The 13819-nt window shown below is 72.0% G+C and carries 12 protein-coding genes; 5 read left to right on the top strand and 7 right to left on the bottom strand.

Annotation, left to right across the window (positions count from 1 at the left end):
* Positions 1-10: 10 nt before the first annotated feature.
* The 3 genes from OG407_RS17055 to OG407_RS17045 all read right to left on the bottom strand — a co-directional run bounded on the left by OG407_RS17055 (position 11) and on the right by OG407_RS17045 (position 1844).
* The gene (locus tag OG407_RS17055; protein WP_329351033.1) at positions 11-595 is read right to left on the bottom strand and encodes a TerD family protein; all 585 of its coding nucleotides are present in this window, start codon (positions 593-595) and stop codon (positions 11-13) included.
* Between the two features lie 67 nt (positions 596-662).
* A complete protein-coding gene (locus OG407_RS17050) occupies positions 663-1355 on the bottom strand; it encodes a YoaK family protein (protein WP_405858959.1) in 693 nt (230 codons plus the stop codon).
* A 72-nt stretch (positions 1356-1427) separates the two neighbouring features.
* Complete coding sequence (locus tag OG407_RS17045) at positions 1428-1844, bottom strand: transglycosylase SLT domain-containing protein (RefSeq protein ID WP_327404425.1); 417 nt, start codon at positions 1842-1844, stop codon at positions 1428-1430.
* 364 nt (positions 1845-2208) lie between these two features.
* Between OG407_RS17045 and OG407_RS17040 the strand changes: the two genes are divergently transcribed.
* A complete protein-coding gene (locus tag OG407_RS17040; protein WP_405858957.1) occupies positions 2209-2895 on the top strand; it encodes a phosphotransferase in 687 nt (228 codons plus the stop codon).
* On the opposite strand, the gene OG407_RS17035 is transcribed toward OG407_RS17040, so the two are convergent.
* A complete protein-coding gene (locus OG407_RS17035) occupies positions 2813-3715 on the bottom strand; it encodes a helix-turn-helix domain-containing protein (RefSeq protein ID WP_405858956.1) in 903 nt (300 codons plus the stop codon). The genes OG407_RS17040 and OG407_RS17035 overlap by 83 nt on opposite strands.
* Before the next feature lie 221 nt (positions 3716-3936).
* Between OG407_RS17035 and OG407_RS17030 the strand changes: the two genes are divergently transcribed.
* Together OG407_RS17030 and OG407_RS17025 are read left to right on the top strand one after the other, a co-directional pair.
* On the top strand, positions 3937-4662 hold the full coding sequence (locus tag OG407_RS17030; protein ID WP_405858954.1) for an alpha/beta hydrolase: 726 nt from the start codon (positions 3937-3939) through the stop codon (positions 4660-4662).
* Between the two features lie 185 nt (positions 4663-4847).
* Positions 4848-7004: an ATP-binding protein gene (locus OG407_RS17025; RefSeq protein WP_405858952.1), complete on the top strand. Its 2157-nt coding sequence runs from the start codon at positions 4848-4850 to the stop codon at positions 7002-7004.
* Here OG407_RS17025 and OG407_RS17020 read toward each other — a convergent pair.
* Entirely contained in the window at positions 6998-7444 is a 447-nt protein-coding gene (locus tag OG407_RS17020; RefSeq protein WP_405858950.1) for a nuclear transport factor 2 family protein, read from the bottom strand. The genes OG407_RS17025 and OG407_RS17020 overlap by 7 nt on opposite strands.
* A gap of 76 nt (positions 7445-7520) precedes the next feature.
* Positions 7521-8546, bottom strand: a complete 1026-nt coding sequence (locus OG407_RS17015) for an MBL fold metallo-hydrolase (RefSeq protein WP_405868446.1) — start codon at positions 8544-8546, stop codon at positions 7521-7523.
* A gap of 125 nt (positions 8547-8671) precedes the next feature.
* Between OG407_RS17015 and OG407_RS17010 the strand changes: the two genes are divergently transcribed.
* Positions 8672-10129 carry an aldehyde dehydrogenase gene (locus OG407_RS17010; protein ID WP_405858948.1) on the top strand — a complete coding sequence of 486 codons (1458 nt, stop codon included), beginning with the start codon at positions 8672-8674 and terminating at the stop codon, positions 10127-10129.
* A 7-nt stretch (positions 10130-10136) separates the two neighbouring features.
* The gene (locus tag OG407_RS17005; RefSeq protein WP_403598935.1) at positions 10137-10370 is read left to right on the top strand and encodes a ferredoxin; all 234 of its coding nucleotides are present in this window, start codon (positions 10137-10139) and stop codon (positions 10368-10370) included.
* A gap of 11 nt (positions 10371-10381) precedes the next feature.
* On the opposite strand, the gene OG407_RS17000 is transcribed toward OG407_RS17005, so the two are convergent.
* Positions 10382-13687: a tetratricopeptide repeat protein gene (locus tag OG407_RS17000; RefSeq protein ID WP_405858946.1), complete on the bottom strand. Its 3306-nt coding sequence runs from the start codon at positions 13685-13687 to the stop codon at positions 10382-10384.
* Positions 13688-13819 lie beyond the last annotated feature (132 nt).

Here is a 13819-nt window from a genome sequence, read left to right as displayed (position 1 = left end):
ACCGCTGTGCTTACTTCCGTACCGCGAACTTCATCAGCTCCCGCTCGTCACCCTGCTTGATCTTCCCGGTCTCGTTGATGACCTGGAGCTTCCAACTCCCGCCTTCCCGGACCGCCTTGGCGACCGCGCAGCTGTTGTGGTCGCTGAGCAGGTTGGGCCAGATCTCGGCGACCTGCTGGGTGCTGCCGCCCGTGGCGTCGTACACCTTGAAGGCGATGTTCCGTGCCTTCTGGAAGGAACTGCCCTTCTTGTAGGCGGCGGCGACGAAGACGATCGACGTGATGTTGGTGGGTATCCGCGCGAGATCGACGGTCACCGTCTCGTCGTCGCCCTCGCCCTTGCCGGTCTGGTTGTCCCCGCTGTGCACCAGCGAGCCGTTGCCCAGCGGGTCCACGGAGTCGAGCCCCGCGAGCCGTACCGGGTCCTGGCCCTGCATCGCGATGGCGATGAGGTCGAGGTCCGTACCGGCCTTCTGGCGCAGCTTCCCGATGAAGCCGCCGCTGCTGCCGACGGTCGGGTCCCAGGACGCCCCGATCTCCAGATGGGTCACTCCGTCCAGATCCGCCGGACCGTCTTCCTTCGTGAGCGTGATCATGCGTGATCGATCCTCTTGATCGTGGGACTTGGACGCACGAATTCTGCCTTCTTGACCGGCCTTTGGGCTACTCCCGGCCAGATGCGGTCAGCGCGAACACTCCGGCGGCCAGGGCTGCGAGCAGGAGTGGGTAGCGCAGTCCGTGGTGCAGAGTGAGCCAGGCGCCCAGGAACGCGCCGAGGAGCATCGCCACGAGGGCGGCGGCGCGGCGGCGGGCGCCGGGGCCCGAGGCCTTGCCCGTGACCGAGTCGGAGATCAGGCCGGTCATGGTCATCGTCACGACCGTGGTGGTCGAGTAGTTGCTGACGCCGAGCTTGCGGACCGTGGCGTTGCGCAGACCCATCGCGAAGGCGGTGAGCGCGATCAGGGGGTACGTCGTGGCGCGCTCGTCCGGCGCCGCGAAGGCGATCACCGCCGCCGCGCCGACCAGCAGCGCCTCGGCGCCCAGGCTCACCCGGGCCCAGGTGCGGCGGGAACCGGTGTCCATGCGGGCCGTGATCCGGCCGCCGGCCACCGCGCCCGCGGCGAAGAAGCCGAGGGAGGTGAGGGTGTGCGCCACCGAGAAACCGGGCGCCCCGGCGGCGGCGAAGCCGAGGACGACGACGTTGCCGGTCATGTTCGCGGTGAAGACATGCCCGAGGCCCAGATAGCTGACGGCGTCGATGAGCCCGCTGACCACGGTCAGCCCCAGCAGCACGGCCACCAGCCGCACTCCGCGCGCTTCACGGTCGTAGGACTGGGGCGGTGTGTTCTCGGCCATGAACGCAATGTAGCGGCGGCCCCCGGTGTGCCGGGGACCGCCGCCGCGTGGTGCGTGTGTGGAGCCGGTGGATCAGTACCAGCCGTTGGACTGCCAGAAGCTCCAGGCGGCCGTGGGGCTGCCGTAGCGGGAGTTCATGTAGTCCAGGCCCCACTTGATCTGGGTGGCGGCGTTGGTCTTCCAGTCGGAGCCGGCCGAGGCCATCTTCGAGCCCGGGAGGGCCTGGACCAGGCCGTAGGCGCCGGAGGAGGAGTTCGTGGCGGTGACGTTCCAGCCGCTCTCGTGCTCGACGATCTTGCTGAACGCGTTGTACTGCGCGGCGCTCGGGATCATCTTGTGCGCGACCGACTGAGCGGAGGAGGCGGAGGTCGTCGCGGCCTGGGCGGGAGCCGAGGTCAGCACGAGACCGGTGGTGGCGGCGGCCAGAGCGGCGGCGGTCAGGGCCTTCTTCGGGGAGGCGATGCGAGCGACGATGCGGGAGACGGACACGGAGAACCTGTTTCTTCGGGGACAGAGGCGTCGTACGCCTGCCGGTGTCACGCGGTGCGCGGCGGTGGCAATGCGTCGGCGCCGAGGCCCGTGAGGACTCGTCGGCGCCGTGCGACTGCTCCAGAGAAACACTCTCGATCCGTGTCCGCAAAGACCCCTTTTACTAGTTGTGGTCGCATGTGGGTGAAAGATGAACTGTGTGACCTGGCTCTCAAACCGCAGGTCAGAGGGTGTTTGGGACGCGTACATGACACCCCTAAACACTACTAATCCAAGTAGTTCGTGACATGGGTCATGTGGGCCGCTTCACCCCCTCTGTCACGGCCGGTGCGCGCCGCCTCACACAGGGGTTAGATTTCTGGCCATGCCGGCCAGGGGGAACGCGACGGGGAAGCTGATCGGCTCCGGCCGTACCGCGGACGTGTACGAGATCGACGAGGCGTGGGTGCTGCGCCGCAATCGCGAGGACTGGGGGGACGCGGCGGCCGAAGGCGCGGTGATGGAACATGTGCGGGCCCACGGCTATCCCGTGCCCCGGGTGCGCATGGGGGACGCGGGCGCCTCGCGTACCGACCTCGTGATGGAGCGGCTGACCGGGCCCACCATGCTGGAGGCCCTCGTCGCGGGCGCGACCGACGTGGTGCGGGCCGGGACCGTACTCGCTTCTCTGCTACGGCAGTTGCACGCCGTCCCCGGTCGGCGGCCCGGAACCCGGGTGCTGCACCTCGACCTGCATCCGGAGAACGTGATCCTCACCCCGGACGGGCCCCGCGTCATCGACTGGGCCACGGCGGAGGACGGTGATCCCGGGCTGGACTGGGGGCTCTCCGCGATGATCCTGGCCCAGATCGCCGTAGACGATGATCGGCCGGTCGCCGGACCGGCGCGCGCGTTGCTCGTCTCGCTGCTCGCGGATCCCTCCGGGCTCACGGGGGAGGGGGTGTCGGAGGCGCGGCGGAGGCGGGCGGTCAATCCGACGATGACTGCGCGTGAGGTCGAACTGCTCGGTGCGGCCGAGGAGTTGGTGCGGTCGGTCGCGCTGCTGCCGTAGCGATGGAGGAGGCCAGGAGGGCGAGTTTGTCCGCCGCGTCGGTGTCGGGGTCCGGGTGGTAGATGACGAGGGTCCGGCCCGGGGCGCCGTCGATGCTCAGGCGTTCGCGGTTGAGTTGGAGGCCGCCGACCTGGGGGTGGGCGAGGTGCTTGGGGGCGGCTTCGCAGGCCAGGACGTCGTGGCGGGCCCAGAGACGGCTGAACAGGGGGCTGGCGAGGGAGAGTTCGCCGACCAGCTCGATGAAACGGGGGTCGTCGGTGTCGGTGCCGACGGACTCGCGGAAACCGGCGACCATGCCTCCGGCGGCGCCCTCCCAGTACGGGTACAGGGCCTGCTCGGCGGGGTCGAGGAACAGGGACCGCAGCCGATTGGCTCCCGCGGTAAAGCGCGGGGAGAGCGCGGTCGCGAGGGAGTTGGCGGCCAGGACGTCGAAGTAGCGGCCCTCCACGAGTGCGGGGAGGGGGAGTGTCGCGATGAGTTTGCTGATGCCCGGGGGGACGGTTTCCTTGCGGGGGCGGGGCCTGGTGCGGTGTCGGCGGGGCTTGGCGGCGCCGAGGAGCAGGAGGTGGGCCGTCGCGTCGTCGTCGAGTCGCAGCACCCGGGCTATGGACTCCAGGACCTGTACGGAGGGGTTGCGGTCGCGGCCCTGTTCCAGGCGCAGGTAGTAGTCGGCGCTGATGCCGGCGAGCATCGCGACCTCTTCGCGGCGCAGGCCGGGCACGCGGCGTACCCCGAAGGCGGGGATGCCCGCCTGTTCGGGGGTGACGAGTTCGCGGCGGGCGCGGACGTACTCGCCCAGCGGGTTCGGTTCCTCGGCCATCTCCTCACTGTAGAGCGGCAGGAGGGGCGCGTGCCTGGTCCTGTCACCCCCAGGGTCGGTGGGGCACTGGCTGGGGGGTGGGGTGGGCGGCAGCGTTGGCGGTGGCCGGTCGACGGCCGCTCAGTGGCCACCCGATGGCCGGTCGAGCGTGTGCTGATCAGCGCGCCGGCCGCCACGGCTCGGGAACCCCGGCCACCACCACCACACCAAGGAGCACAGTCATGTCTACATATCTGCTGGTACACGGCGCCTGGCACAGCGGGCAGGCCTGGGACCGGGTGGTCCCGCTGCTGACGGCGGCCGGACACCGGGTGCTCGCCCCATCCCTCACCGGGTATGGGGACAAGGCGCACCTGCTCGGCCCCGAGGTCGGCCTCGACACCCACGTCGACGACGTCGTCGGGCTGATCACCGAGCAGGACCTCACGGACGTGGTCCTCGTGGGGCACAGTTACGCCGGGCTGGTCGTCTCCGGCGTGGCCAACACGCTCCCGGACCGGATCGCCCAGCTCGTCTACCTCGACGCGATGGTCCCGGTGGACGGCGAGCGCGCGACCGACCTCCTGCCCGTGACCCAGGTCCTGATCGACCTGGCCGCGCAGTCCGACACCCCCTGGCGGATTCCCCCGCTGCCCGAACTCCCGCCGCCCGGCGGCCTGTTCGGGGTCACCGATCCGGCGGACGTGGCCTGGCTGCGCACGATGATCTCGGATCAGCCGGCGCTGTGCCTCCAGCAACCGGTCCGGCTGGACAACCCCGCCGCGAACACGATCCCCCGCACCCACATCCACTGCGTGGGCAGCGAACCGGAAGGCTTCGAGCGGCGGCCCGTCCCCACGATCCAGCCCAACGGCACCCCGGCCCAGGTGTGGGAACTGGAGACCGGCCACGACTGCATGATCACCAGGCCGGCCGAACTCTCCGAACTGCTCCTCAAGTTGGGCTGAACCGGACGAGGGGGTGCTGCGCCAACCGGGAGTTGATCACCTCTCGATCACCGCGCGTCGAAATCAGGCCGCAAGTGGTCATGAAGTACGGCCATTTTGGGGGTGTTGCGACTATTCCGGGCAGGCGTGGACCGCGTTCCGGGACACGCGCGTGGAGTCGGTGGTGTGCGGACACACTGGGCCTCGTGCCGGACACGACTCACCCGAACCCCGGGAACCTCGGGAATCTGCCGCCCGAGACCCACAGTTTCGTCGGGCGGCGCGACGAACTCGCCCTGCTTCAGGCGCTGTTGGACCCGGGCGGCGGGCCGGCGGCCCGGCTGGTGAGTGTGGTCGGGGTCGGTGGGGTCGGGAAGACGCGGCTCGCCCTGCGGGCGGCGGCGGGGGTGCGGGACGCGTATCCCGACGGTGTCTGGCTGGCCGAGCTGTCCCCCTTGCACACCCCGGGGCTCGTCGACCTCGCCGTCATGGAGACCCTCCGGCTCGCCGACCAGTCGACCCGGCCGGTGATCGACGTCATCGCCGAATGGGCCCACGGCAAACGGCTGTTGATCGTCCTCGACTCCTGCGAGCACCTCCTCGCCGACTGCGCCAAGGTCGCCGCCGCGCTGCTGTCCCGCGCACCCGGGCTGCGCATCCTCGTCACCAGCCGGGAACGCCTCGCGCTGCCCGGCGAGGAGGTCCTCCACCTCGAACCGCTCCCCGTGGACGGCGGCAGCGGTGACGGTACCGGCGAGAGTGCCGCCGCCGGTGACGCCGTAGCCCTGTTCGCCGAGCGTGCCGCCGACGCCGGGCGGCCGTTGGGTGAGGACGACGTGGCCGGCCGTGCCATCGCCGCCGCCGTCTGCCGTCGCCTCGACGGCATCCCCCTCGCCCTCGAACTCGCCGCCGCCCGCCTAGCCGACCTCACCCTCGACCAACTCCACGCCCGGCTCGGCGAACGCCTGCCCTCGCCCTCCGATCTGCCGTCGACCCTGGACCTGTTGACCTCCGCCCCCGGTGAACGCCCGCCCCGCCACCAGACGTTGCGCACCGCCATCGGCTGGAGCCACGAACTCTGCGCGCCGCTCGAACGCCTGCTGTGGGCGCGGTTGTCCGTCTTCACCGGCGGGTTCTGCGCGGAGACCGTCCAACAGGTGTGCGCGGGCGGCCCGTTGGCCCCGGAGCGGATCGCCGGGCTGCTCGCCCGGCTCGTCGCGCAGTCCATCGTGCTGCCCGACCCCGTCATCTCGGCCCGCTACCGGATGCTCGACACCGTCCGCGAGTACGGCACCGACTGGCTGTACGCCCTCGGCGAGGAACATGCCGTACGACGCCGCCATCGCGAGCACTACGCCCGCCTCGCCCAGCAGGGCTGCGCCGAGTGGAACACCGGACGGCAGGTCGCCTGGTGCGAGCGGGTGCTGAGCGAACACGCCAATTTCCGTGCGGCAGTTGAAAGCGCGCTCGCCGAACCGGACCGTACGGCGGCCGTGGAGATGGCGGGCCATGTCGGGTTCCTGTGGCGGCACTGCGGCTACCTCCGCGAGGCCCAGGCCTGCCTCGACCAGGCCCTCGCCGCCGACCCGCCGCCCGGCCACGGCCGCACCCTCGCCCTGTGGTCGCGCGGCGCCGTCGCCATCCTCCAGGGCGACCAGGAGGCAGCCGCCAACTGGGCGGTCCGCTGCGCAGACGCGGCCCGCGAACAGGACTCCCCGGTCGCCATGGTCGCCGCCGTGTACGTGCGGGGCGGCCAACTGGCCCTCACCAGCCGCCTCGCCGAGGCGATCGACGTCCTCGCCGCCGCACCCCAACTCGTCATCCAGGACGACGCGTTCGGCGCCGCCCAGCTCCAGGTCCGGCTCGCGCTCTCCCTCGCGCTCGTCCTGCGCGGCGAGTACGGGCGGGGCCGCGAGGTCGCCGACGAGGTGCGCACCGCCAGCCGGAAGCAGGGCGAGTACTGGTGCGGGGCCTACGCCGACTACCTGATCGCCCAGGCGGACCTGGGGCGCGGTGACCTGCCGGCCGCGGTGCGCGGCGCCCGCACCTCGATCGCGGGCCACGCCCTGCTGCACAACACGGCCGGCGCGGCCATGTCCCTCGACCTCCTGGCCGCCGCCGTCGTCGCGACCGGAGACGCCCAGCGCGCCGCCCGTCTCCTCGGCATCGGCACCCGCCTCTGGGAACTGACCGGCCGCGCCCAGATGGACTCCCCGGACCTCATCGCCACCCGCCGCACCTGCGAACTCCGCGTCCGCGAACACCTCGGCGACGCCGCCTACGAGACGGGATACCGGGAGGGCCTGGCGATGTCGTACGACGAGGGGATCGCGTACGCGAGCAGTCGTTCAGGTGGTCAGTGACGCGGGGTGGGGCCGCCGAACGGCAGGAACAGGGTCCGGGTCGCGATCAGCCAACTGCCGTCCACCTCGCGGAAGTTGTCCTCGTAGTGGCCGACCTGGACCGGGGGACCGGCGGGGACCATGCCGCCGTGGTGGCCGTCGACGCGGTACGTCGTGAAGTACGCGGTCGAGATCGCCGTGCCGGGGGAGGTGAGGGTGACCAGGACGTTCGACATCAGGCGCCGCGAGAGCCGGCCGGCGGGACGGGAACCGAAGTACTTCCGCAGCGCCTCCCGCCCCGCCACGAGCCGCTTGCCGTCCGGCCACTCCCAGGTGCCGTCCTCGGTGAACAACTCGGCGACGGAGGAGGGTTCGCCGAGGTCGAGGCGCCGGACGAAGTCCAGGATCACGCGCTCACAGGCACGTTCGGCGAGCAGGCGTTGCAAAGGGTCAAGGTCCATGCGGTCGTTGGTATCAGCCGCACCCGTCGCCCCACGACCGATTTATCCCCGCGACGGAATGGCGTCCGTGACCGGACTACACCGCCACGTACGTCACCGGTTCGCTCCCCGTCCGCTCCTCCGCCTGGCCCAGTTTGACCAGTCGGCGGAGGTGCGCCTCGGCCTCCGAGACCGCGATGTTCCTTGACTGGTACGGGATGTGGGCCCAGGGCCGGTTCCACTCCATCCGCTCGGCGACCTGCCACGGCGTGAGGGGTTCGGAGAGGAGCGAGAGGAGGTCGGCCAGGCGGTCCTCGTGGTGGGCGAGCAACTCCCTTACGCGACCGGCCGCGTCGGTGAACGTGTGCTGGTGGGCCGGGAGCACCTCCGCCGGGGCCAGCCGGCCGATCCGCTCCAGCGAGTCGAGGTAGTCGCCGAGCGGATCGGGGAGCGTGTCGTCGTCCGGGTCCTCGTACAGGCCGATGTGCGGGGTGATCTCGGGGAGCAGGTGGTCGCCGGAGAACAGGCGTCCGTGGCCCGGGAGTTGGGCCGGGTGGTCCTCCTCCAGGTGCAGGCAGACGTGGCCGGGGGTGTGGCCCGGGGTCCAGATCGCGCGCAGTCGACGCCCAGCCAGGTCGAGGAGTTCGCCGGGGACGATCTCGCGGTCGGGGAGGGCGGGGGCCAGGCCCGGCACGCTGCGCGGGCGGGCGGCGCGCAGGGGTGCGAGGTGCTCCTCGGGGGCACCGGCCGCCGTGAGCTTCGCCGTCATGTACGCCAGCCAGCGCCCCGGTTGGGTCGACCGGGCCCGCCGTACGATCGCCGTGTCCGCCGCGTGCATCGCGAGCCACGCCCCGGAGGCCTCGCGCACCTGCCCGGACAGGCCGTGGTGGTCGGGGTGATGGTGGGTGATGACCACGCCGTGGACCTCGCCGACCGACGTCCCGCAGGCCGACAGGCCCGCGACCAGGGTGTCCCAGGAAGCCGGGTCGTCCCAGCCCGTGTCGACCAGGACCGGTCCGCGGTCGGTGTCGACGACGTAGACGAGGGTGGTCCCCAACGGGTTGTCGGGGATGGGGACTTCGATGGAGCGAACGCCGCCGCCGTGGTCGTGGACCTGCCCCATGGACGTCATGGACTCCCCAATCGCCGCCTTCCGGCCACTATACGTGGACTCCATCGACCGGAACTGGTATTCAGTCTTCGTATCTGATGGATCGTCAGACAGCGGTACCGGGGAGGCGTTCGGCCATGACGGAGCTCGTGGAACACCGACAGCTGTTCATCGGCGGGGAGTTGACCGATCCCCTGGGCAAGGACGTCATCGAGGTGATCTCCCCGCACAGCGAGGAGGTCATCGGCCGCGTGCCGCACGCGTCGAGGGAGGACGTGGACCGCGCGGTCGCCGTGGCCCGCAAGGCCTTCGACGAAGGACCCTGGCCCCGCACGACCCTCGACGAACGGATCGCGGTCGTCACCCGCATCAAGGACGCGATCGCCGCCCGGTACGAGGAGATCGGCCGCGTCATCTCCTCCGAGAACGGGTCGCCGTACTCCTGGAGCATCCTCGGGCAGGCCCTCGGCGCGATGATGGTCTGGGACGCGGCGATCACCGTCGCGAAGGGCTTCACCTACGAGGAGAGCCGCGACGGAGTCCTCGGCAAGATCCTTGTCCGCCGGGAGCCGGTCGGGGTGGTCGCGGCCGTGGTCCCGTGGAACGTCCCGCAGTTCGTGGCCGCCGCCAAACTCGCACCGGCGCTGCTCACCGGCTGCACGGCGATCCTCAAGCCGTCGCCCGAATCGCCCCTGGACGCCTACCTGTTGGGCGAGATAGCGAAGGAGGCGGGCCTGCCGGACGGCGTCCTGTCGATCCTCCCGGCCGACCGCGAGGTCAGTGAGTACCTCGTCGGACATCCGGGCATCGACAAGGTCTCCTTCACCGGTTCGGTCGCGGCGGGCAAGCGCGTGATGGAGGTCGCGGCCCGCCATCTCACGCGCGTGACACTGGAGTTGGGCGGCAAGTCGGCGGCGATCGTCCTGCCCGACGCGGACATCACGACCGCCGTCCCCGGCATCGTCTCGTCCGCCTGGATGAACAACGGCCAGGCGTGCGTCGCCCAGACCCGCATCCTCGTACCCCGCTCGCGCTACGACGAGTTCGCGGACGCGTTCGCGGCGGCGGCGAGCGCGCTGGTGGTCGGCGACCCGCTCGACCCGGCCACCCAGGTGGGCCCGCTGGTCACCAAGCGTCAGCAACAACGAAACCTCGACTACATCCGCATAGGCCAGGAGGAGGGCGCCAAAATCCTTACGGGCGGCGGCCGTCCACCGGGCATCGACCACGGCTGGTACGTGGAGCCGACCCTCTTCGGAGACGTCGACAACTCCATGCGCATAGCCCGCGAGGAGATCTTCGGCCCGGTGATCTGCCTCCTCCCGTACGGCGACGAGACGGAGGCCGTGAAGATCGCGAACGACTCCGACTACGGCCTGAGCGGCAGCGTCTGGACCGGCGACGTCGCCCACGGCATCGACATCGCCCGCCAGGTCCGCACCGGCACGTACAACGTCAACACCTTCAGCCTCGACATGCTCGGCCCCTTCGGCGGCTACAAGAACAGCGGCCTGGGACGGGAGTTCGGGCCGGAGGGCTACTCCGAGTTCCTCGAACACAAGATGATCCACCTGCCCGCCGGCTGGGAGGGGTGACCAGGCGATGGGCGACCGCTGGCAGGTAGAGGTCGACCGCTCCATCTGCATCGGCTCGGCCCAGTGCACCCACCAGGCCCCCGACCGCTTCCGCCTCGACGCGGCCATGCAGTCCCACCCGGCCGAACCGGAGACCGACGCCAACGAGAGGATCCTCGCGGCGGCGGAGGGATGCCCGGTGGAGGCCATCATGATCACGCTGCTGGGGAGCGGGGAGCCGGTGTTTCCGCCGGAGGAGTAACTCGCCCTGGTTCAGCGGCCGGTGGCCCCGGGAGAGCGAACTCCAGGGGTCATCGAGGCCAGCCGCTGCCTGACCGCGTCCGCCTCCGGCATGCCGTGTTCCGTGTACAGGGTGAGTGCGTGCTCGTAGTGGTGGACGGCGGGGGCGGGGTCGTCGAGGGCGTGGTGGGCTTCGGCCAACCCCGCGTGGGCGCGGGCCTGTTGGCCCGGGTTCTCGATGTCCTCGGCGATCGTGAGGGCGTCGGTGTGGTGGGTGAGGGCGTCGGTGGGGTGGGCGGCGGCCCGGGCGGCTTCGCCGAGGCCGTTGAGGGCTCTGGCCTCGCCGTCGCGGTCGCCGTTGCGGGAGTAGAGGGCGAGTGCCTGGCGGTGGCATTCGGCGGCCTGTACGTGGTCGTCACGGAGCGAGTGGACCAGGCCGAGGCCGTGCAGGGCCCCGGCCTCGCCGTAGCCGTCGCCCACCTCCCGGAGCAGGACCAGGGCCTGTTCCTGGTGACAGGCGGCCTCGTCCAGGCGGTCGAGGCGCGTCTCGACCGTGCCGAGGTCCATGAGCGCGTGCGCCTCCAGATAGCGGTTGCCGGTGCGGCGCAGCAGGGTCAGGGACTGCTGGAGGTGGTCGGCGGCCTCGTCGTAGCGGCCCAACTGGCCCTCGACATGGGCGAGATTCTTCAGCGCGATCGACTCGCCCGACGTGTCGTCGATGCTCCGGTACAGCACCAGGGCCCGGTCGAGGTACTCGACGGCCGACAGGAAGCGGCCCAGGCGTTCCTCGACCAGGCCGAGGTTGGTCAGGGCGCGGGCCTCGCCGGTGGGATCGGCGGCCCGGCGGAACAGGGCCAGCGCCTCCTGGAGGTGCCGGCGGGCCGGTTCGTGCCGGGCCAGTTGGTAGTGGGCGGTGCCGATGCCGAGCAGGGCGAGGGCTTCGCTCGCCGGGTCGGCGAGCAGCCGGGCGGCGTCGCGGGCGTGGCCGTGGATCGTGAGGCCGTCGGTGTGGTGGCCGCTGATGAGATGGCGGTACAGGGTGAGGGAGAGCCGGATGGCGTGCGTGGGCCGGCCGTGCGCGGCGGTGTGCGCGGACATCGCCGTCAGACAGGTGCGCTCGGTGTTCAGCCAGGCGCGTGCGGCGTCCGGATCCGACAGGTCGGGCATGGGAGTCGAGGTCTCGGGAGCGGCGGGGCGCCGGTGGGCCTCGGCCGGGTGGAGGCGGTCCATGGCGGTGGCCGCGGTGGCGAGGTAGTGGTCGAAGAGCCGGTCGAGCGCCGCCTCGCGGGTCTCCGGCGCGTCCTGGGCCACGGCGAGCCGGACGGCGTAGGCACGCAGCAGGTCGTGCATGCCGTAGCGGGCGGGGTTCGCGCGTGGGGCGGGTTGGTTGGGGGTGGGGGTGTCGTGGGTGCGGCGGGTGTCTGGGGTGGGCGTGCCGGTGGGTGCGGGGGTGGTGTCCGCGCGCTGGCTCAGGTGGGCCCGGGTGGGGGTGTCGAGGGGACCGCGGGCGGCCTGCGTGGACGTGCCGGTCGGTGCGGGGGTGGTGTCCGCGCGCTGGACCAGATGGGCGCGGGCGAGGATCTCCAGGGCTCGGCGGGTGGCCGGCAGCGTGCTGCCGGTCAGCGCCGCGGCGGCGTACGCGTCGAGGTCGGGGCCGGGGTGCAGGCCGAGCAGGCGGAACGTGCGTGCCGCTTCCGCGGGCAGTTGCCGTAGCGACCAGGAGAACACCGTGACGACGGCGGCCCGGGGGTCGCCCTCCGCGTCGAGGAGGTACAACCGCCGCTGCTGGTCGGCGAGTTCGGCCACGAGGTCGGCCAGCGGGGTGCAGGGGCGGGCGGCGGCGAGTTCGGCGGCGACGCGCAGCGCCAGGGGCAGCCGGGCGCACTGCGCGGCGAGGGCGTCCACGGCGGCGGGCTCGGCCTCGGCGCGGGGGCCGATCAGCCGGCGCAGCAGGGTGCGGGCCGCGTCGGCGGGCAGCAGGTCGAGGTCGAGACGCTGGGCGCCCTCCCGCGCGACCAGCCCGGCCAGGCTGTCCCGGCTGGTCACCAGCACCGCGCAGGAACCGGTGCCGGGCAGCAGCGGACGGACCTGCTCCACGGTCGCCGCGTTGTCCAGCACGATCAGCATCCGCCGGTCCGCGACCTCCGTGCGGTAGCGCGCCGCCCGGTCGTCCGGCTCCGGCGGGATGTCCTGTTCGGACACCCCGAGCGCGGTCAGGAACCGGACCAGCGCGTCGGGGGCGGTCATCGGACGGTCGGGGTCGTAGCCGCGCAGGTTCACATACAACTGCCCGTCCGGGAACCGGTCCCGGGCCCGGTGCGCCCAGTGCACCGCCAGAGCCGTCTTGCCCACGCCCGCCGTCCCGGACACCGCCGACACCACGACGGCGCTGGGCCGCCGCGTGCTCGCCCCCAAGACCTTCTCCAGCCGCGCCAGTTCCTCCTCCCGACCGGTGAACCCCACGGCATCGAGGGGGAGTTGAGCGGGTACGACCGTCTTGGCGCGCTCGGTGCCGGTCCCGAACGGCGGTCGCGGGGCGGCCTTCTCGCGCAGCACCGCCTGGTGTGCCCGCTGGGCCTCCGCCCCCGGGGTCGTGCCGAGTTCGCCGGCCAGCCGCTCGCGCAGGGCGCCGTAGCAGGCGAGTGCCTCCGGAGCGCGCCCGGCCGCGTCCAGCGCCCGGATCAGCGCCACCGCGAGCGGCTCGACCAGCGGGTGCTCGGCGACGAGGACGGACAGCGCGTCGACCACCACCAGGTGCCCCCCGACCCGGAGTTCGGCCTCCGCCCAGGCCGGCACGGCGTCGACGTACTGATGCACCCAGCTCTCCCGGGTCCGCGCCGCCCACTCGCCGGGCAGCCCGGCCAACGGCGTCCCCTGCCACAGCCCCATCGCCTCCCGCAGCGTCAACACCCGTGCCGCGTCGGAGCCTTGGGTCCGGCGGGCCCGCGTGACCAGGCTCCGGAAGCGGTGCACGTCGACCAGGTCGGGCCCGAGGTCGAGCCGGTATCCGGCCGGGCCGCGCACCAACTCCGGTGCGGGGGAGAGGACTTCGGGGCTCCCAGGGTCACCGCCGTAGAGTGCGGTGAGCCCTGGCCCCGTCTCCGCCAGGACCCGGCGGATACGGGCGACATGGGCGTACAAGGTGGCGCGCACCTGCGCGGGCGGGGCCTCGCCCCAGACCCGGTCGATCAGGGTCTCGGCCGGTACCCAGCGGCCCGCGTCCACCAGCAGGGCCGCCAGGACCGTGCGCCGCTTGGCGGGGCCCAGGTCGACCGGGCAGCCCGCCACCCATAACTCCACGGGGCCCAGCAGCCGAAATCCGCTCGCGTCCGTCTCCACAGCCCCACCCCACGTGCTTCACGGGTTCTCCACCGCGCACCCAACCACCTGCCCACCTGCGGGACAAGGTTTGCGCAAGGTCCACGGCCACCTCCCTCCGCCACCTTGGTCACGGCAACTCGCCCGCGCCAC

It is taken from the genome of Streptomyces sp. NBC_01515 (genome assembly GCF_045040345.1).
In the GTDB taxonomy this organism is placed as follows: domain Bacteria; phylum Actinomycetota; class Actinomycetes; order Streptomycetales; family Streptomycetaceae; genus Streptomyces.
This window is presented reverse-complemented; position numbering and strand designations above follow the sequence as displayed.